13 protein-coding genes are annotated in these 20486 nt (G+C 56.2%); all 13 read right to left on the minus strand.

Annotated elements, in window-relative coordinates; genetic code table 11:
* Position 1 precedes the first annotated feature (1 nt).
* The 13 genes from rpsS to FJV47_RS03460 all read right to left on the minus strand — a co-directional run bounded on the left by rpsS (position 2) and on the right by FJV47_RS03460 (position 20014).
* Entirely contained in the window at positions 2 to 283 is a 282-nt protein-coding gene (gene rpsS / locus FJV47_RS03400; protein WP_013349684.1) for a 30S ribosomal protein S19, read from the minus strand.
* 12 nt (positions 284 to 295) lie between these two features.
* Complete coding sequence (rplB, locus tag FJV47_RS03405) at positions 296 to 1135, minus strand: 50S ribosomal protein L2 (protein ID WP_159609979.1); 840 nt, start codon at positions 1133 to 1135, stop codon at positions 296 to 298.
* Positions 1136 to 1168: 33 nt separating this feature from the next.
* Positions 1169 to 1471 carry a 50S ribosomal protein L23 gene (gene rplW / locus FJV47_RS03410; RefSeq protein WP_159609981.1) on the minus strand — a complete coding sequence of 101 codons (303 nt, stop codon included), beginning with the start codon at positions 1469 to 1471 and terminating at the stop codon, positions 1169 to 1171.
* Positions 1468 to 2070 carry a 50S ribosomal protein L4 gene (rplD, locus tag FJV47_RS03415; protein WP_159609983.1) on the minus strand — a complete coding sequence of 201 codons (603 nt, stop codon included), beginning with the start codon at positions 2068 to 2070 and terminating at the stop codon, positions 1468 to 1470. Before rplD ends, rplW begins: the two co-directional genes overlap by 4 nt.
* 4 nt (positions 2071 to 2074) lie before the next feature.
* Positions 2075 to 2725, minus strand: coding sequence for a 50S ribosomal protein L3 (gene rplC, locus FJV47_RS03420; RefSeq protein WP_159609985.1), 651 nt, complete (start codon positions 2723 to 2725; stop codon positions 2075 to 2077).
* A 20-nt stretch (positions 2726 to 2745) separates the two neighbouring features.
* A complete protein-coding gene (gene rpsJ / locus FJV47_RS03425; protein ID WP_013349689.1) occupies positions 2746 to 3054 on the minus strand; it encodes a 30S ribosomal protein S10 in 309 nt (102 codons plus the stop codon).
* A 422-nt stretch (positions 3055 to 3476) separates the two neighbouring features.
* Positions 3477 to 7283, minus strand: a complete 3807-nt coding sequence (locus FJV47_RS03430; protein ID WP_159609987.1) for a hypothetical protein — start codon at positions 7281 to 7283, stop codon at positions 3477 to 3479.
* 160 nt (positions 7284 to 7443) lie between these two features.
* Entirely contained in the window at positions 7444 to 8634 is a 1191-nt protein-coding gene (gene tuf / locus FJV47_RS03435; protein ID WP_159609989.1) for an elongation factor Tu, read from the minus strand.
* Between the two features lie 242 nt (positions 8635 to 8876).
* Positions 8877 to 10991 carry an elongation factor G gene (gene fusA, locus FJV47_RS03440; RefSeq protein WP_159609991.1) on the minus strand — a complete coding sequence of 705 codons (2115 nt, stop codon included), beginning with the start codon at positions 10989 to 10991 and terminating at the stop codon, positions 8877 to 8879.
* A gap of 69 nt (positions 10992 to 11060) precedes the next feature.
* Complete coding sequence (rpsG, locus tag FJV47_RS03445; RefSeq protein ID WP_022874142.1) at positions 11061 to 11531, minus strand: 30S ribosomal protein S7; 471 nt, start codon at positions 11529 to 11531, stop codon at positions 11061 to 11063.
* Positions 11531 to 11905, minus strand: coding sequence for a 30S ribosomal protein S12 (rpsL, locus tag FJV47_RS03450; protein WP_047119685.1), 375 nt, complete (start codon positions 11903 to 11905; stop codon positions 11531 to 11533). The genes rpsG and rpsL overlap by 1 nt, the downstream gene beginning before the upstream one ends.
* A 614-nt stretch (positions 11906 to 12519) precedes the next feature.
* Positions 12520 to 16410: a DNA-directed RNA polymerase subunit beta' gene (locus FJV47_RS03455; RefSeq protein ID WP_159609993.1), complete on the minus strand. Its 3891-nt coding sequence runs from the start codon at positions 16408 to 16410 to the stop codon at positions 12520 to 12522.
* Between the two features lie 97 nt (positions 16411 to 16507).
* Positions 16508 to 20014 (minus strand): DNA-directed RNA polymerase subunit beta, encoded by a 3507-nt coding sequence (locus tag FJV47_RS03460; RefSeq protein ID WP_159609995.1) that lies wholly within the window; start codon positions 20012 to 20014, stop codon positions 16508 to 16510.
* Positions 20015 to 20486 lie beyond the last annotated feature (472 nt).

The following is a 20486-nucleotide window of genomic DNA, read 5'->3' on the forward strand; positions in this document are numbered from 1 at the left end:
CCTAGCGGCGCTTGCCCTTCTTGTCGTCCTTCACGTGGCCACGGAACGTACGGGTTGGAGCAAACTCTCCGAGCTTGTGACCAACCATGGATTCGGTTACGAACACAGGAATGTGCTTGCGACCGTCATGTACGGCGATGGTGTGTCCCAGCATGTCCGGGATGATCATCGAACGGCGGGACCACGTCTTGATGACGTTCTTGGTGCCCTTATCGTTTTCAGCAACGACCTTTAGGAACAGGTGCTGATCGACGAAGGGGCCTTTCTTCAGGCTGCGTGGCATGTTTCCAGGCTCCTATCGCTTGTTCTTGCCGGTCTTGCGACGACGCACAATGAGCTTGTCGCTTTCCTTGTTCGGACGACGGGTGCGTCCTTCACGCTTACCGTTAGGGTTGACCGGGTGACGACCACCGGAGGTCTTACCTTCACCACCACCGTGTGGGTGGTCAACTGGGTTCATGACAACGCCACGAACGGTTGGGCGAACGCCCTTCCAGCGCATACGGCCGGCCTTACCCCAGTTGATGTTGATCTGCTCAGCGTTACCAACTTCGCCGATGGTTGCGCGGCAGCGCACATCAACGTTGCGGATTTCGCCCGAAGGCAAACGCAGCTGAGCGAAGCGACCCTCACGGGCTACCAGCTGGATCGAAGCACCTGCGGAACGAGCCATCTTAGCGCCGCCACCTGGGCGAAGCTCAACAGCGTGAATCACGGTACCAACCGGGATGTTACGCAGTGGCAGGTTGTTACCTGGCTTGATGTCAGCGTTTACGCCGGCCTCAATTGGGTCACCCTGCTTGAGGTTGTTCGGTGCGATGATGTAGCGCTTGGTGCCGTCCACGTAGTGGAGCAGAGCGATACGAGCGGTACGGTTCGGGTCGTACTCAATGTGAGCAACCTTTGCCGGAACGCCGTCCTTATCGTGACGACGGAAGTCGATAACACGGTAAGCGCGCTTGTGTCCGCCACCCTTGTGTCGGGTGGTGATCTTACCGGAGTTGTTACGGCCGCCAGTCTTGGTGAGTGGACGAACCAGTGACTTTTCCGGAGTCGATCGGGTGATTTCTGTGAAGTCGGCTACCGACGAGCCGCGAAGGCCCGGGGTAGTCGGCTTGTACTTACGAATTCCCATTTATTTTCAATTCCTCGTTAAAGTGGTCTCCGCTTAGGAAAGCGGACCGCCGAAGATGTCAATCGAGCCTTCCTTCAGGGTGATGATGGCGCGCTTGGTGCTCTTGCGTGCCCCCCACCCGAAGCGGGTGCGCTTGCGCTTACCGGCTCGGTTGATGGTATTTACAGAATCAACCTTGACGTTGAAGATAGCTTCAACGGCGTACTTGATTTCCGTCTTGTTTGAGCTAGGAGCCACCTCGAAGGTGTACTGACCCTGGTCGATTAGACCGTAGCTCTTTTCCGAAACGACTGGTGCGATGACCACGTCGTGTGGAGCCTTGGAGTTGATGCTCACTTGGCTTCCTCCTTCTGGACCAGGGCATCGAAGGCAGCCTTGGTGAAGACTACGTCATCCGAAACCAGAACATCGTAGGTGTTCAGCTGGTCGACGTACAGAACGTGCACAAGCTCGAGGTTGCGAACCGAAAGGGCTGCAACATCGTTGGCGCGATCGATGACGACAAGCAGGTTCTTGCGCTCGGTGAGCGAACGCAAGGTAGCCAGAGCTTCCTTGGTCGATGGGGTTTCCCCTGCAACCAAGTTCTCAATCACGTGAACGCGACCGAAGCGTGCGCGATCAGACAAAGCGCCGCGCAGTGCAGCAGCCTTCATCTTCTTCGGGGTACGCTGCGAGTAATCACGTGGGGTTGGACCGTGGACAATGCCACCGCCGGTCATGTGTGGAGCACGGATCGAACCCTGACGAGCGCGGCCGGTACCCTTCTGCTTGAACGGCTTGCGACCTGCACCCGAAACCTCGGAGCGGTCCTTGGTCTTGTGGGTACCCTGGCGGGCAGCAGCAAGCTGTGCAACGACAACCTGGTGCAGCAGCGGGACGTTGGTCTGTACGTCGAAGATCTCTGCAGGCAGTTCGACGTTAAGTGCCTTAGTCATTTACTTATGCTCCCTTCACGGCGTTGCGTACGAGAACGACGCGGCCGCGGGCACCTGGAATGGCACCCTTGATCAGCAGGAGGTTCTTCTCAGCGTCGATAGCGTGAATGGTCAGGTTCTGAGTGGTAACACGCTCAGCACCCATACGACCAGCCATCTTCTGTCCACGGAAAACGCGACCTGGGGTCGATGCGCCGCCGATGGAACCTGGCTTACGGTGGTTCTTGTGAGCACCGTGCGATGCGCCAACACCATGGAAGTTGTGGCGCTTCATCACACCGGCGAAGCCCTTACCCTTAGAGGTACCAACGACGTCGACCTTCTGGCCGGCTTCGAAGAGCTCTACGGAAAGTTCCTGGCCTGGGGTGTACTCGGCAGCGTCTGCGGTGCGCAGTTCTACCAGGTGACGACGTGGGGTTACGCCTGCAGCCTCGAAGTGACCAGCCAGTGGCTTGGTGACCTTGCGAGGATCGATCTGGCCGTAGCCGATCTGAACTGCGGTGTAGCCATCGCGCTCAGCGTTGATGAGCTTGGTGACAACGTTGCTATCAGCCTGCACGACGGTGACAGGAATCAGGTTGTTGTTCGAATCCCAAACCTGGGTCATGCCGAGCTTCGTGCCCAACAGGCCCTTGAAATTACGGGTTGCGGTCATAGTTTTCTCGCCACCTCCCCTTAAAGCTTGATTTCGATGTTGACATCCGCTGGCAGGTCGAGACGCATCAGCGAATCAACAGCCTTCGGGGTCGGATCAACGATGTCGATCAGACGCTTGTGCGTGCGCATTTCGAAGTGCTCACGGCTGTCCTTGTACTTGTGTGGCGAACGGATAACGCAGTACACGTTCTTCTCCGTTGGCAGCGGCACTGGGCCGACTACGGTTGCGCCTGCGCGCGTGACCGTCTCAACGATCTTCCGGGCTGAAACGTCAATGACCTCGTGGTCATACGACTTCAGCCGGATGCGGATTTTCTGTCCCGCCATGGCGTCATGCCTCTTTCTGTTAGCACTATCTAAAATTTCTGTGCCTGTATACGGGTTCTTGCGAACCGGCACGCCTTACGCTGCGACTGAATCCGAATAAATCCGGGTTCCTCACCCGCAGGAGGCTCCGACCCCCGAACTCGGGCGTGTCGTAAATATTTCAGTCACGACAAGACCGCAAAGTTCTACCTTTATCGAGGGCCTTATAGTTTGAAGCTGTTGTATTGATCCCGAACCACAGGCATTATCCTGTGTGAGAGTCAATCCCGGTTGTTCAAACCAGTTCCGATTACCTCAGCAAAGAGGATCGGGTTGCAATCAAGCAACTTATCTAGTCTGACAGGTTGGCCCCGATCGCGCAAATCTTTTATAGCTTTCTAGCCCCGTGATCTTGACCTCACCGGGGAAGAAAGCAGCACAACTTACTGACCGGGCTCCCCCGGTGGGCTTGGAGGCAACGGCCCGGGTTGTTGCCAGGGCTCGGAGCCTGGCGGCATTGCCTGCTGCGTCGGCGGCCTCATCTGCTCAGGCTGTTGCCATGGCAACCGCGGCGGGCCTTGCAGTCGTTGCTCCGTGGGTGCCGTGCGTTGCACCGGGTTAGCAGGATCTTTGTCCGCGCCCTTATCAACCTTGGCCAGTTTGTAGATGGCAGCGGCGATCAACCCCAAGCCCAACAAAACAAGCCAGAGGAAGGCTAGTCCGCGCAAGAACCAGAGAATCGATGCGGTAACGGCAACTGCACCCCACCAAATCAGCAACCTGTCGCTGTGCTTCAGACTCCACGCCACAAGCGCGACAAAGAAGATCAACGCCATTAGCTGTACCGTCGAATTCGCATCAGCCAATGAACCCACAAGGCTCAGGCTGCCCGCTACCGCGGCCGCAATCAGATACCCACGAGCCAGCCGCTGATCTTTGCGCAAATACCGCCATGCCACGAGCACTACTGCGACAAGACAGAAGTACATTGCGGCGGAGCTGATTTTCGGAGTGGACTGAATTTGCGCGTAACTGCTGAGTCCCAGCAGTGCCGTCAACAAAAAGATGCCATCGGGCAGGTAACTGTTCACGCGAGGCGAAAGTTCGAAGTACCCGAAAACCCAGGCAGCGGCCACAATCAGTACTGCTCCCCCAACGACTGCCAGAACAACATCGTCTTGTACGTGCGCGGTCAGGCCGGCCACAACCCCAGCCAACAAGGCTGCTCCGAAGTAGAGCCTGGATGCCTCGCCACTGACATTGTTCGAATCTGTTTGTCGGTCCTTGACTGCAGGATAGTTTGGAACCGGTTGGCGCCACCTTCCATGCAGTGTGGCCATTAGATAGAAGATCACCGCCGTCCCGAGCAACGCCCAAACAACCTCCAAGGCTTCGAGCGACCATGCTCCTGAGCGGTGACGAAGTAGCATTACCGCTCTGATCACAACATAGGCAATCACTGCACTAGCCGCAGCGGCAAACCAAGGATTGTTGCGCGTGTGTACACATAGGGCTAGCGCGACTGCGCCCACCGCCCACGCAATGACCGCTTGCCAGGTTCCTGCCTGCCACACAGCCACCAACAGCAATGGCAACACGATTCCTGCACCGATCACTACGTGCAGATCGGTGTTACGACGAAGTCGCCATTCAAGTACTACGGCAACGAGGGCCATCAGCAGTAATAGTGAACAGGCAACACTAGGCGACCACCAAGTGCTACGGATCCAGCCAGTATCTTCGCGCAGCCCCAGGGCCGGAATGCTCAGTAAAAGCATCACTGCCGGAACTGCCGGAAGTAGATAAAGGTAAGTGGCGCCCGAAGTCTTTCGCTGCGCCCAGACACTTGCCACTGCATGAAGTCCCCAGAACATCGCGGACAGCAGCAACACCCCACGGTCGGGGCCGAACACCACAACAAAGTAAACAAGCACGCTCAGTGGTTCAAGGATTAGCAGGGCGAGGGTAATGATTTGGAGCTCTTTGCCCATCCCCTGACCTGATCGACCATGGAGTACCAGTCGAGTCAGTTGCGGTAGAACCACAGAAAGCAGTACCAATGCGAAGTGTCCGTGGATATCAACGTGTAGGGCATCGATGAACCACCAGACCATGGTACTGAACACTACCTGTGCTAAGGCCGCGTAGATCATCTTCCAGCGTTGGTCCTGAACTACCGCGCAGCTGGCCACAAAATACGTCAAAGCCAACACGCCAACAAGAATCGCTACCAGCCAGTGAGGCCGGGTGAAACTTAGCGCGTAGGTCACCGCGAGCATCGCCACACTGCCCCAACGTACATGAGCATCCCATCGGGCCAGACCACCGGTTAGCGAGGTTAGTCGCCAACTGGCAACTATCGTGGTCACAGCGCTCAGCAAAGTCGCACCGATGAACCAGTACAGGGAACTAACGTTCAAGAACTGCGGTAGTAACGTACCTGTACCAGCACTTCCACGCCAGACGGCCAGGGTGGTTGCAATCAATACGGCAGAGCCCGCAATGCGGATCAATCGAGGCGCAGACCCGCCAGCGACTTTCGAGTCAGCAGAAGAGAGTCGTAGCGTGCTGACGCAGTACCCCCAGGCGAACACGAAAACGCCCGCCCCGACACCCAATGCGAAGTTAGCACCGGCCGTGCCGTCAGTAGATTCCCAAAGGGACCCGCCGATAACAAATCCGGTGATCATCAGCAGAACCCAACGCGTGTAACTTCTCAGGATGTGCCACTGCTTATTGGCAACCCGGCGGATCAAAAACAGCGCCGCCAGCCCCAACACTAAGGATGGCAAGGGACGCCAGAAGTGAGCTTGGGTATCCATCAAGGCGATAATCGGTAGTCCCAAGACAACCAACACCTCGACACGGGCATATCGATAGAGCCCCAGAACAGTGAGCAGGATTAACAGTGGAATCCCGACGTAGCTGATCAACGGTGCAGCTTCGCCAAACATGTCCAGCAGGTAGCCTAGTGCTACCGATACAAGGGCAATGCCCCACAGTACCGCGCGTTCAATCTGCAGTGCTTTGCTGGTGACCGCGAACTTTGCTTGATAGCTGCGCTTGCACAGCAGAACAACAACCGCCTGCGCCGCGAAGCCAATAGCCATGGTCAATACCGTGCTCGACGTGCTGAATTCAATGTACGTTGAAGCCGCCCAGAGCATGAGCATAAAACTCAGTCGCGCGCCATAAAGCCGGTAAAGCCTAAATTCAGGTAGCAAACGGACGCTCAAGAGCAGTTGCCCGGTGAGCAGGAAGAAGATCCATAGATAGTCGCGGCTGCTCAGTTCTGGGAGTAGCACTAGGGCGAGCAGTCCAACGAGCGCGGGAAGAATTTGGGCCGTACCGGAGACCGCCGCATAAAACTGTGAGTGGCGAACACGAGCACTCATGGTGGCCAGCAAGAGCAGCATTACAGAGATGGCAAGCAGGAACAGCAAGTAGTAAAGCATTCCGCGTTGCATCATTGCAGCACCGGCCATAGATGTACTGACCAAGATCAGGACGGCCATCCATGAAAGGATGCGTGAGTTCAGTCTGATAGTTGCGAAGCCGACTGCAAGGGTCGCAATTGCCGAGAAGATAAACCAAACTACCGCCCCGGGCAGGTCAACGGTGTTGTAGGTTGCTATCGCGCAGAGTGGCAATAGAGCCAGACCGGTTCCTGCGAAAGCGGCACCAGCTGGCCTCAGTGAGCTCTTTGACGCGTGGGTTACCAGGCCTGCGATGTAGAAGACTGCAGCGAGTAGACACAGGGAAATAAGCTTGGCGTTGGGAGTCAAGGCGAAGCTGAGGAATAGCGCCGCCGCTCCGACAATCATTAGTGCCGCAACATACAAGGTGATGTTGATATTGCGAAGTTCGCGTTCCCGCTGGGTCAAGACCCGCACTGCTTTAGCCGGTGTTACCTGAGCTTGTACTTGTTGCTGTGGCTGAGCAGGGGCTGCTGGGGCGAAGGGGCCAGAGGTGAAGTAGGGTTGGACTGGTTCTGGCGCGGCAGCTACCGGGGTGACTCCAGCCTGAGTCTGCGCTGAACTTCTCACCTGCGCATTGATGCCGTTGCTCGTATCCGCTTTTGGACCACTTGCTGTGAAGAACGCGGCGGCAGCCTCATAGCCTTGCTGCCAGGCTTCGCGCAGTTGTGCAGAGGTGTGCGTTTGAGATTCAGACCTTCTCCGGCCCAACCGTAGTCCGCCGAAAAACGCGGCAAGAATCAAGACGATCGATAACAAGATCAGTCCAGGCATAGCTGCCACTCCCCTAGTGATAAATCAGTGCGCCTTCCAATTAGACCACCTTATTGAGTTACTCACTAGTTCAAATGCCGTTAAATACGAAAAACCCCCAACACATTTCTGTGCTGGGGGTTTCCCTAGTTCACTAAGGAACTACCACATCAAGTAGAGACTACTTGGTGATGGTGGTTACCTTGCCCGAACCAACGGTGCGGCCGCCTTCGCGAATTGCGAAGCCGAGGCCCTCTTCCATAGCGATTGGCTGGATCAGCTCAACCGACATTTCGGTGTTGTCGCCTGGCATAACCATTTCGGTGCCCTCTGGGAGGGTGATAACGCCGGTTACGTCGGTGGTGCGGAAGTAGAACTGCGGACGGTAGTTCGAGTAGAACGGGTTGTGACGTCCGCCTTCGTCCTTCGACAGGATGTAGACGTTTGCATCGAAGTTGGTGTGTGGGGTGATCGAACCTGGCTTAACGATAACCTGGCCACGCTCAACATCGTCGCGCTTCAGACCGCGAAGCAGCAGACCACAGTTCTCGCCTGCCCATGCTTCGTCGAGCTGCTTGTGGAACATCTCGATACCGGTAACGGTGGTCTTCTGGATTGGGCGGATGCCAACAATCTCAACTTCCGAGTTGATGGCAAGGGTGCCACGCTCGGCGCGACCGGTTACAACGGTACCGCGACCGGTGATGGTGAAGACGTCCTCGATAGGCATCAAGAATGGCTTGTCGCGGTCACGAACTGGGTTAGGAATGTAGGTGTCTACAGCTTCCATCAGTTCCTCAACAGCAGCAACCCACTTTGGATCGCCTTCCAGTGCCTTCAGGCCGGAGACCTGAACAACTGGTGCGTCGTCGCCATCGAAGCCCTGGGAGGACAGAAGTTCGCGAACTTCCATCTCCACGAGCTCGAGAAGCTCTTCGTCATCAACCATGTCCGACTTGTTCAGCGCAACCATCAGGGTTGGAACACCAACCTGGCGGGCCAGCAGAACGTGCTCGCGGGTCTGAGCCATTGGACCATCGGTAGCAGCAACCACGAGGATTGCGCCGTCCATCTGAGCAGCACCGGTGATCATGTTCTTGACATAGTCAGCGTGGCCTGGAGCGTCAACGTGTGCGTAGTGACGTGCCTCGGTCTGGTACTCGATGTGCGAGATATTGATGGTAATACCGCGCTGGCGCTCTTCTGGAGCCGAGTCGATGTTAGCGAAGTCGCGCTTTTCGTTCAGGTCTGGGTACTTGTCAGCCAGAACCTTGGAGATAGCTGCGGTCAGAGTGGTCTTACCGTGGTCAACGTGACCGATGGTACCAATGTTGACGTGCGGCTTGTTGCGCTCGAACTTTGCCTTTGCCACAAGTTCCTCCTAGAAACATTTACAGAAGACTTTTTTCGTCTGCGCGGTTCGCAAACGAACTTCACTTAGTCTACTGGGGGCGTGGATAATTATGGAAATTTCGGTCCTCTGCGGGCCCTGCATGTGATGCAAATCCCTCGTTGGCCGTTTGCGGGGCCGGCCTCAATGGCAATGAAGCCGGCTCCGCGATCGGCCACTTCCCCACAACGGGGGTCACGGCCAAGTTTTGGTTCCGAAGCGAATTACTCGCCGCGGGACTTCTGAACGATCTCGTCAGCAACTGCCTTCGGGACCTCAGAGTAGCTATCGAAGGTCATCGAGTAAACTGCACGACCCTGAGTCTTCGAACGCAGGTCACCAATGTAACCGAACATTTCAGACAGTGGGACGCCAGCCTTGATGACCTTGACGCCTGCAGCGTCGGACATCTCGGTGATCGAACCACGGCGGGAGTTCAGGTCGCCGATAACGTCGCCCATGTACTCTTCCGGGGTACGAACTTCAACGCTCATCAGTGGTTCAAGCAGAACAGGGTTAGCGCGGCGTGCGCCTTCCTTGAAGACCTGCGAGCCAGCGATCTTGAACGCCATTTCCGAGGAGTCAACATCGTGGTATGCACCATCGATGAGGGTAGCCTTCACACCAACCAGTGGGTAACCAGCCAGGATGCCGTACTGCATTGCTTCCTGGATACCCTGGTCAACCGATGGGATGTATTCACGAGGAACACGACCACCGGTAACGGCATTCTTGAACTCGTAGGTTACACCGTCAACAACTTCCAGAGGCTCGAACGAGACCTGGACCTTTGCGAACTGACCCGAACCACCGGTCTGCTTCTTGTGGGTGAAGTCAACCTTCTCCACAGCCTTCTTGATGGTTTCGCGGTAGGCAACCTGTGGCTTACCAACGTTTGCTTCCACGCGGAATTCGCGCTTCATGCGGTCAACCAGGATGTCCAGGTGAAGCTCGCCCATACCGCCAATGACGGTCTGGCCGGTGTCTTCGTTCAGGGACACGGTGAAGGTTGGATCTTCTGCCGACAGCTTTTGAATAGCGGTCGACAGCTTTTCCTGGTCACCCTTGGTCTTTGGTTCGATGGCCACAGAGATCACTGGATCCGGGAAGGTCATCGATTCGAGAACGATTGGGTGAGCTGGATCGCACAGGGTGTCGCCGGTGGTGGTGGCTTTCAGGCCGATCACAGCGTAGATGTGACCTGCGTGGATCTCGTCTACCGGATTCTCCTTGTTGGAGTGCATCTGGAAGAGCTTGCCTACGCGTTCCTTCTTGCCCTTGGTGGAGTTCAGCAGCTGTGCGCCGGACTCTGCCTTGCCGGAGTACACGCGGATGAAGTTCAACTGACCGAAGAACGGGTGAGCGGCGATCTTGAACGCAAGTGCCGAGAACGGTGCATCCTCGGAAGGCTCGCGGGTCAGCTCGACTTCTTCATCCTTCGGATCGTGACCGATGGTGGCGCCAACGTCCAGTGGGTTTGGCAGGTAGTCAATAACAGCGTCGAGCATTGGCTGCACGCCGCGGTTCTTGAAGGCCGAACCACAGAATACTGGGTAAGCTTCGGAGTTCACGGTCAGCTTGCGGATGCCAGCCTTGAGTTCATCGATGGTGATTTCCTCACCTTCGAGGTACTTTTCCATGAGCTCTTCGGAAGCCTCAGCAACATCCTCAACCAGCTTGGCACGGTACTCTTCAGCACGCTCAACCAAGTCGGCAGGGATTTCGCGGGTTTCGTAAGCAGCACCCATGGTGACGTCGCCCTTGGCGTCGCCTTCCCAAACGAACGCCTTCATCGAAAGCAGGTCTACAACGCCGGTGAATTCGGACTCGGAGCCGATTGGCAGCTGCATAACCAGCGGCTTGGCACCCAGACGCTTGACGATGGTGTCTACCGTGAAGTAGAAGTCAGCGCCGAGCTTATCCATTTTGTTCACGAAGCAGATGCGTGGAACGTCGTACTTGTCAGCCTGACGCCATACGGTCTCAGACTGAGGCTCGACGCCTTCCTTGCCATCGAACACGGCAACGGCGCCATCGAGCACGCGTAGCGAGCGCTCCACCTCAACGGTGAAGTCAACGTGGCCAGGGGTGTCGATGATGTTGATCTGGTTCTTGTTCCAGAAGCAAGTTACGGCCGCGGAGGTAATGGTGATACCGCGTTCCTTTTCCTGCTCCATCCAGTCGGTGGTCGACGCACCATCGTGGGTCTCACCGAGCTTGTGGTTCACACCCGTGTAGAAAAGGATGCGCTCAGTAGTAGTGGTCTTACCGGCATCGATGTGGGCCATGATGCCGATATTGCGGACCTTGTTCAGGTCAGTAAGCACGTCCTGTGCCACGTTGTCTCCCTAAAAGGTGAGGCCGGAGTCGCTGGGCATCGGTTGATGCCCAGCTTGTCCGAACAGTTCTTACCAGCGGTAGTGTGCGAAGGCCTTGTTAGACTCGGCCATCTTGTGAGTGTCTTCGCGACGCTTCACAGCGGCACCCAGACCGTTCGATGCATCCAAGATCTCGTTCATCAAACGTTCGATCATGGTCTTCTCGCGGCGAGCCTTGGAGTAGCCAACCAACCAGCGCAATGCTAGTGCGGTTGCGCGACCTGGCTTGACCTCGACAGGAACCTGGTAGGTCGCGCCACCGACGCGGCGGGAACGAACTTCAAGGGCTGGACGGATGTTGTCCATAGCCTTCTTGAGGGTCGAAACAGCGTCGGTACCGGACTTTGCAGCGGCACCTTCGAGTGCACCGTAAACAATGCGCTCTGCAGTGGACTTCTTGCCATCGACGAGAACCTTGTTGATCAGCTGGGTGACCAATGGGGATTCGAAGACTGGATCAGAAACTAGTGGGCGCTTTGGCGCCGGACCCTTACGAGGCATTACTTACCATCCTTCTTTGCACCGTAGCGGGAACGAGCCTGCTTACGATCCTTTACACCCTGGGTATCCAGAGCACCACGTACAATCTTGTAACGAACACCTGGAAGGTCCTTTACACGACCACCGCGAACGAGCACGATGGAGTGTTCCTGCAGGTTGTGTCCGACACCTGGGATGTAAGCGGTAACTTCGATACCACCGGCAAGGCGCACACGTGCGACCTTACGCAGAGCCGAGTTAGGCTTCTTTGGGGTGGTGGTGTACACACGGGTGCATACGCCACGGCGCATTGGGTTGCCCTTAAGGGCAGGAGCCTTGGTCTTGACGACCTTAGGCGAGCGGCCCTTACGGACCAGCTGCTGAATAGTAGGCACTTTCGTGTCCTTCCATCTATCTAAGTTTGTCGGCACCACGTCATAAGCACAGTTGCCTAGATAAGTTTCGGTGCTTAGTTCATGGAGCTAGCTGCTTGCCTTACCGCAAAAACTAGAATCTAAAAGTCCCTAGGCGTGCGAAAGTGTGGCATTCGTTGCGCAACCTACCCGCAACCCGGACTGTGTCCATTTTGCCACACATAAAACAATTGATTTCAGTCTAGCATTAATCCGCCGACCCACCATCTCCAGTAACGGAGATCACCGTGATGACCTGTTAGCTCATCGACTCACACCTCAAGCTAATAGCCATGACTGAATAACAGCTGAACGCTGGTGGGCACCCAGATGACTGCAGCCTGAACCTCTAAGTCCGATCATCGAAATATCAGCTCCGTCCGCCGGACCAAGGAAAAGCTATTTATAGTAGAGTTCTCGACCGGTTGAGTTTTCTACTATTTTTGGTTCTGTTTCATGTCACGACTGAGCCTACAAAGCAATCGGTGTCAGCAATTGAACCGATAATCTCTATACGGTTAAACGCCCAACGCCTGCCCGCCGGTGACGGTGGGCAGGCGTTGGTTCAACTACCTAGCGGCGTCGAGCTTCCGAATTTAGCGGAAGTCCGATCCGTGGTCGTAGTCGTCCATCGAGATGGCACGGAATTCAGGCGAAAGCCCACCTTCAAGTGCATCGTCGTACAGACCCGAGGAGAAGGCCGAGGTACCGGTGAACAAAGTTGCCTTTGCTTCGTCGGTAGGCTCAACGTTGACCTGGGTGTAGCGATCCAGACCGGTACCGGCCGGGATCAGCTTACCGATGATCACGTTTTCCTTCAGACCGCGCAGTGGATCTTCCTTACCTTCCATCGCAGCCTGAGTCAGGACGCGGGTGGTTTCCTGGAAGGAAGCAGCCGACAGCCATGAATCGGTGGCCAGCGAGGCCTTGGTAATACCCATCATCTCGTCACGGCCGGCAGCTGGACGCTGACCTTCCGAGACGGCCTTGCGGTTCGCGGCGGTGAAGCGGGAACGGTCAGCCAACTCGCCTGGCAGCAAGTCAGTTTCGCCGGACTCGATCACGGTGACGCGACGCAGCATCTGGCGGACGATAACTTCCACGTGCTTATCGTGGATGCCTACACCCTGTGACTGGTACACGTCCTGAACCTCGCGGACCAGGAACTTCTGTGCTTCACGTGGGCCGAGGACTCGAAGAACCTGCTTCGGATCCAAGGTACCGGAAGTGAGCTGAGTACCGGCAACGATGCTCTGGCCGTCTTCAACCAACAGGCGTGCACGACGCAGAACCGGGTAGGCCTGCTTCTCGTCACCGTTATCTGGGGTAACCACAACGCGCAGCTGCTTCTCATCGTCCTCGATCGACACGCGACCGGTGACCTCGGACATCGGAGCCACACCCTTAGGGGTACGGGCTTCGAACAATTCCTGAATACGAGGCAGACCCTGGGTGATATCGTCAGCCGACGCTACACCACCGGTGTGGAAGGTACGCATGGTCAGCTGGGTACCAGGCTCACCAATGGACTGTGCGGCAATAATGCCTACAGCCTCACCAATGTCCACGGTCTTGCCGCTGGCCAGCGAACGGCCGTAGCACAGTGCACAGGTTCCGACAGCCGAGTCACAGGTCAGTACGGAGCGAACGCGGATTTCATCCACGCCAGCGTTGTACAGTTCCTCGATCAGTACGTCGCCTACATCCGAACCGGCGGTAGCCAATACGGTGCCTTCAGCGTTCTTCACGTCTGCAGCCAGCGTACGGGTGTAAGCCGAGTTCTCAACGGTTTCGTGCTTGACGCGGATGCCAGCTGAGTTATCAGCAATGGCCACGGTCAAACCGCGCTTGGTACCGCAGTCCTCTTCGCGGACGATAACGTCCTGCGAAACGTCAACCAGACGACGGGTCAGGTAACCCGAGTTTGCGGTCTTCAGTGCGGTATCGGCCAGACCCTTACGGGCACCGTGGGTAGCAATGAAGTACTCCAGAACCGACAGGCCTTCACGGTAGGAAGACTTGATCGGGCGAGGAATAATTTCACCCTTAGGGTTGGACACCAGACCACGAATACCGGCGATCTGACGCAATTGCAGGTAGTTACCACGAGCCTTGGAAGTCACCATTCGGTTAATGGTGTTCAGTTCTTCCATACCGTTCTTCATCGCCTCGGCAACCTCATCGGTAGCCTTGGTCCAGATGTCGATCAGGTCCTGACGACGTTCGGCGTCTGCAATCAGACCCTTGTCGTAGGAAGCCTGAACCTTAGCGGCACGTTCCTCGTAAGGAGCCATGATGGCTGCCTTATCCATGTTGGAGGTAATGTCCGAGATAGCCACGGTCACGCCCGAGCGGGTAGCCCAGTAGAAACCAGCATCTTTGAGGTTATCCAAGGTAGCTGCAGCGATGACCTTCGGGTAACGCTCTGCAAGATCGTTCACGATCTCCGAGAGTGCATCCTTACCGGCAACGCGAGCAACCCATGGGTAATCCTCAGGCAGGGTGTCGTTGAACAGAACCTGACCCAGCGAGGTCTCCAGCAGTGCGTCGGTACCTGGCTCCCAACCTTCTGGAGCAGGCTGCTCTTCGGAAGGAACGAAGTTTGGTACGCGAACCTTGATCGGTGCGTTCAGGTGCAGTTCGCCACGATCCTTGGCCATGATGGCCTCGGAGATGGTGGAGAACACGCGACCGGCGCCGACCTCGTGAGCACGCTTGGTGGTCAAGTGGTGCAGACCGATGATCATATCCTGCGAAGGCAATGCCACTGGGCGACCATCGGAAGGCTTCAAGATGTTGTGCGAGGACAGCATCAAGATGCGGGCTTCAGCCTGAGCTTCTGGGCTCAGTGGCAGGTGTACTGCCATCTGGTCACCGTCGAAGTCAGCGTTGAATGCGCCACAAACCAATGGGTGCAGCTGCAGAGCCTTACCTTCAACCAGCTGTGGTTCGAAGGCCTGGATACCCAAACGGTGCAGGGTTGGTGCACGGTTGAGCAATACCGGGTGCTCGGTGATGATCTCTTCGAGAACGTCCCAAACCTGTGGACGGTAACGCTCGACCATACGCTTTGCCGACTTGATGTTCTGTGCGTGGTTGAGGTCAACCAGGCGCTTCATCACGAAAGGCTTGAAGAGCTCGAGAGCCATCTGCTTAGGCAGACCGCACTGGTGCAGCTTCAGCTGTGGACCAACGACGATCACCGAACGGCCCGAGTAGTCAACGCGCTTACCCAGAAGGTTCTGACGGAAACGACCCTGCTTACCCTTGAGCATGTCGCTCAGGGACTTCAGTGGACGGTTACCTGGACCAGTGACCGGGCGGCCACGACGACCGTTGTCGAACAGCGAGTCAACAGCTTCCTGCATCATGCGCTTTTCGTTGTTCACGATGATCTCAGGTGCACCAAGATCAAGCAGACGCTTCAGGCGGTTGTTGCGGTTGATCACACGACGGTAGAGGTCGTTAAGATCCGAGGTAGCGAAACGGCCACCGTCGAGCTGAACCATTGGGCGTAGCTCTGGCGGGATCACTGGAACGGCGTCAAGCACCATGCCCTTTGGCGAGTTGCCATTGGCCAGGAATGCGTTAACAACCTTCAGTCGCTTCAGTGCACGAGCCTTCTTCTGGCCCTTGCCGTTTTCGATGATGGTCTTCAGCTCTTCAGCTTCAGCAGCGAGGTCGAAGTTTTCCAGACGCTTCTGGATAGCTTCGGCACCCATGGAACCTTCGAAGAACAGTCCGTACTTTTCACGCATGGTGCGGTACAGACCTTCGTCACCTTCAAGGTCAGCGACCTTCAAGGACTTGAAGCGGTCCCATACTGCACGCAGGCGCTCAGCTTCGGCCTTGGCGCGCTTGTCGATCTGCAGAACAGTCTTCTCGGCCAGGGTACGTGCCTTGTTTAGCTCAGCGTTCTTCGCGCCGTCAGCTTCCAGCTTCTCCAGCTCTGCTTCCAAGTCAGCTGCAACAGCCTTCTTGTCGGTTTCAGCGTTGGTAGCCAACTGGCGCAGTTCCAGATCGTGCTGGGCCTGCAGGTTAGGCATTTCGGCGTGACGACGGTCTTCGTTCACGCTGGTGATCATGTAGGCAGCGAAGTAGATGACCTTTTCGAGGTCCTTCGGAGCCAGATCAAGCAGGTAACCCAAGCGCGAAGGAACGCCCTTGAAGTACCAGATGTGGGTCACTGGAGCTGCAAGCTCGATGTGGCCCATGCGCTCACGACGAACGTTCGCACGGGTCACCTCAACGCCACAACGCTCACAGATGATGCCCTTGAAGCGCACGCGCTTGTACTTACCGCAGTAGCATTCCCAGTCGCGGGAAGGACCGAAGATCTTTTCGCAGAAAAGACCGTCCTTCTCCGGCTTCAGGGTGCGGTAGTTAATGGTTTCCGGCTTCTTAACCTCGCCGTAGCTCCATCCACGGATTTCTTCCGCGGTGGCAAGGTTGATTCGCATGAGGCCGAATGAGGAATCGTTGGACATATGGTCCTTTTCTCTCTTCTATGGTGTCTGAAGTCGATACGAATGAGGGTTGAATTTTCGGCCGCTGCCTGCAGGAAACTGCAGGCAGGGCGTCGAATTAAACTTCCTCTACGGAGTTCGGCTCCGACCGGGAAAGGTCGATGCCTAGCTCTTCAGCGGCGCGGAACGATTCCTCGTCCGACTCACGCATTTCGATAGTGTTGCCGTCGGTACCAAGTACCTCAACGTTCAAGCACAACGACTGCATTTCCTTGATGAGCACCTTGAACGATTCTGGAACACCAGGCTCTGGAACGTTCTCGCCCTTGACGATTGCTTCGTAGACCTTAACGCGGCCGTGGATATCATCCGACTTGATAGTCAAGATTTCCTGCAGCGTGTAAGCGGCACCGTAAGCTTCCAGTGCCCAAACTTCCATTTCACCGAAGCGCTGGCCACCGAACTGGGCCTTACCACCCAGTGGCTGCTGGGTGATCATGGAGTATGGACCGGTGGAACGGGCGTGAATCTTGTCGTCCACCAGGTGGTGAAGCTTCAAGATGTACATGTAACCAACGGATACTGGATCTGGCAATGGATCACCGGAGCGACCATCGAACAACTTCGCCTTACCGGAGTTGCCAATCAGGCGAACACCGTCACGGGTCTTGTTGGTCGAATCCAGGATTCCACGGATTTCTTCTTCCGAAGCGCCGTCGAAGACTGGGGTTGCCACGGTGGTGGATGCCGACTCGCGTGGCAGGTTTGGCAGATCGCGGACCCATTCAGGCTCGCCTTCAATCTTCCAACCCTGCTTTGCAGCCCAACCCAGGTGGATTTCCATTACCTGACCGACGTTCATACGGCCTGGCACACCCAGTGGGTTCAGGATGATATCCAGTGGAGTACCGTCCTCGAGGAATGGCATATCCTCCAGTGGCAGGATGCGGGAAATAACACCCTTGTTACCGTGACGACCAGCGAGCTTGTCACCGATCGAGATCTTGCGCTTCTGAGCAACGTATACGCGGACCAGCTGGTTGACACCAGGGGAAAGGTCATCGTCGTTGTCGCGGTCGAAGATGCGAACACCAATGACGGTACCGGACTCGCCGTGTGGAACCTTCAGGGAAGTATCGCGAACTTCGCGGGACTTCTCACCGAAGATGGCACGCAGCAAACGCTCTTCTGGGGTCAGCTCGGTTTCACCCTTAGGGGTGACACGGCCTACCAGTACGTCGCCAGCTTCAACTTCAGCACCGATGTAGACGATGCCGCGGTCATCAAGCTGGGAAAGGATATCTTCCGAGACATTCGGGATGTCGCGGGTGATTTCCTCGGCACCAAGCTTGGTGTCGCGAGCGTCAACTTCGTGCTCTTCGATGTGAATCGAAGTCAGAACGTCGTCGAAGATCATGCGCTGGGAGAGGATGATCGCATCCTCGTAGTTGTAACCTTCCCAGGACATGAAGGCCACGAGCAGGTTCTTACCCAAGGAAAGCTCACCGGAGTCGGTGGACGGACCGTCGGCGATGATCGACTGGAATTCCAGACGATCGCCTTCGGAGACGCGCACGCGCTGGTTGTAAGCGTTGCCCTGGTTAGAGCGAGCGAACTTCATGATTGGGTACATTGACTCGGTGCCATCATCGTTCATGACAACAACCAGGTCAGCAGAAACCTCGGTGACCACACCTGGCTTGGATGCAACAACGGAGTCGCCGGCGTCAACTGCCGCGAACTTCTCCATACCGGTACCAACCAGAGGGCGCTCACTCTTCAGCAGCGGCACAGCCTGGCGCTGCATGTTGGCGCCCATCAGTGCTCGGTTAGCATCGTCGTGCTCGAGGAATGGAATCAGTGCGGTTGCAACGGAAACCATCTGGCGAGGCGAAACGTCCATGAAGGTAACTTCAGAAGCGTCAACGATAACTGGCTCGCCGCCACCACCCTTTTCACGAACCAGAACGGTTTCTTCAAGGAAGCGTCCGTTCTCGTCCAGTGGGGCGTTAGCCTGTGCGATGAAGTGCTGGAGCTCGTCATCAGCGGTCAGGTAGTCGACCTCATTGGAAACAACACCGTTGGATACACGACGGTATGGGGTTTCGATGAAACCGAAGGCGTTAATACGACCGTAGGTTGCCAACGAACCGATCAGACCAATGTTTGGACCTTCGGGAGTTTCAATTGGGCACATACGTCCGTAGTGGGACGGGTGCACGTCTCGAACTTCCATGCCTGCGCGGTCACGGGACAGACCACCTGGGCCCAGAGCCGACAAGCGACGCTTGTGGGTCAGGCCAGCGAGTGGGTTGTTCTGGTCCATGAACTGCGAGAGCTGCGAGGTTCCGAAGAACTCCTTGATTGCAGCAACAACAGGTCGGATGTTGATCAGGGTCTGCGGGGTGATCGCTTCGACGTCCTGGGTGGTCATACGCTCGCGCACAACACGTTCCATACGGGACAGACCGGTGCGGATCTGGTTCTCGATCAATTCGCCCACGGCGCGGATGCGACGGTTGCCGAAGTGGTCGATGTCGTCAACGTTCACAGGAACGTCAACGATCTCACCCTTGCGGGTACCCTGAACACTCTTCTCACCAGCGTGAAGTGCTACGAGGTAGCGGATCATGGCGACAAGGTCATCAAGCGAAAGTACCGAGGCGTTCTCAGCGTTAACTGGAGTCTCTACACCGAGCTTGCGGTTGATCTTGTAACGGCCAACCTTGGCCAGATCGTAACGCTTAGGCTCGAAGTACATGTTCTTCAGCAGTGCCTGAGCAGCCTCAACCGTAGGAGGCTCGCCTGGACGCAGCTTGCGGTAGATGTCCAGCAAGGCTTCGTTCTGATCCTTGATGCTGTCCTTTTCCAAGGTAGCGCGCATCGAATCGTACTGGCCGAACTCAGACAGGATCTGCTCTTCGCTCCAGCCCAGTGCCTTAAGCAACACGGTGACCGACTGCTTACGCTTACGGTCGAGGCGAACACCGATCTGGTCGCGCTTGTCGATTTCCAGCTCGAACCATGCACCACGCGATGGGATGATACGTGCCGAGTAGATCGTCTTGTCGCTAGTCTTGTCCGGTGCGGACTCGAAGTACGCGCCTGGGGAGCGTACCAGCTGGGATACAACAACACGCTCGGTGCCGTTAATAACGAAGGTGCCCTTTTCGGTCATCAGCGGGAAATCGCCCATGAACACGGTCTGCTGCTTGATTTCGCCGGTTTCATTGTTCATGAATTCAGCCTTGACATACAGCGGTGCCGAGTAAGTGGCGTCGCGGTCCTTGCACTCTGCGATCGAGTACTTAGGGTCAGCGAACTCCGGCTCCGAGAAGCTCAAGGACATGGTGTCCTGGAAGTCCTCGATTGGGGAGATTTCCTCGAAGATTTCAGCCAAGCCCGAGACGTTTGGCACGCTGGTGTCACCAGTGGCTTCAGCCTTAGCTAGGCGCTCAACCCACTGCTGATTGCCGACGAGGCGGTCAAAGCTCTCGGTCTGCAATGCCAACAGGTTAGGCACTTCAAGTGGTTCGTGAATCTTTGCAAAAGAAAGTCGGCCAGCGTATGCAGCATCGCGAGCCGAACTAGCGGTTTGGTTGTTAGGGTTGCTCGAGGCGACCAAGATGGATCCTTCCAAAGACCGTCAGGTTTCCGAACGCTTACCGTGCTAAGGTTCCTGCCATAGGACAGTTCCTGATTTTGGACCGCACAACCCACCGCTATATGAAGGCCGCGCGCGCAAACAGTAAGGCGCAAATTTCTACTCTACCGGAGGGAAATGCGCTTGTCGATACTCGGCGCAGAATTTCGTGCTATAGTTTTCGCCGATGAATTCCAGGTCACTGACCGCTCATCACCACTCTTGGGCGTAAGCCACGCGCTCCCCCAAGTATTTAAGCCTTTGGCGGTGCGCATTTGGCCTACCAATCCGGCAATTTCTCGGAAAATTCTAGATTTACTTCCACTGTCATCGATCAGCCAAATGGTAGCTAGTGACTGACACGAAATACGCTTTATGTTGTTTGTCACAGTCGTGTTTTAACTGCATCAAACCCGCTACTTTTCTCGGGACTGAATTGGCGACTCCAAGTGGT

This window comes from Glutamicibacter sp. JC586, assembly GCF_009805585.1.
GTDB lineage: Bacteria > Actinomycetota > Actinomycetes > Actinomycetales > Micrococcaceae > Glutamicibacter.

What these genes read in the sequence shown, in the direction of transcription:
- rpsS (WP_013349684.1), bottom strand. Translation starts at nt 283, where the DNA reads ATGCCACGCAGCCTGAAGAAAGGCCCCTTCGTCGATCAGCACCTGTTC.
- rplB (WP_159609979.1), bottom strand. Translation starts at nt 1,135, where the DNA reads ATGGGAATTCGTAAGTACAAGCCGACTACCCCGGGCCTTCGCGGCTCG.
- rplD (WP_159609983.1), bottom strand. Translation starts at nt 2,070, where the DNA reads ATGACTAAGGCACTTAACGTCGAACTGCCTGCAGAGATCTTCGACGTA.
- rplC (WP_159609985.1), bottom strand. Translation starts at nt 2,725, where the DNA reads ATGACCGCAACCCGTAATTTCAAGGGCCTGTTGGGCACGAAGCTCGGC.
- rpsJ (WP_013349689.1), bottom strand. Translation starts at nt 3,054, where the DNA reads ATGGCGGGACAGAAAATCCGCATCCGGCTGAAGTCGTATGACCACGAG.
- FJV47_RS03430 (WP_159609987.1), bottom strand. Translation starts at nt 7,283, where the DNA reads ATGCCTGGACTGATCTTGTTATCGATCGTCTTGATTCTTGCCGCGTTT.
- rpsG (WP_022874142.1), bottom strand. Translation starts at nt 11,531, where the DNA reads ATGCCTCGTAAGGGTCCGGCGCCAAAGCGCCCACTAGTTTCTGATCCA.
- FJV47_RS03455 (WP_159609993.1), bottom strand. Translation starts at nt 16,410, where the DNA reads ATGTCCAACGATTCCTCATTCGGCCTCATGCGAATCAACCTTGCCACC.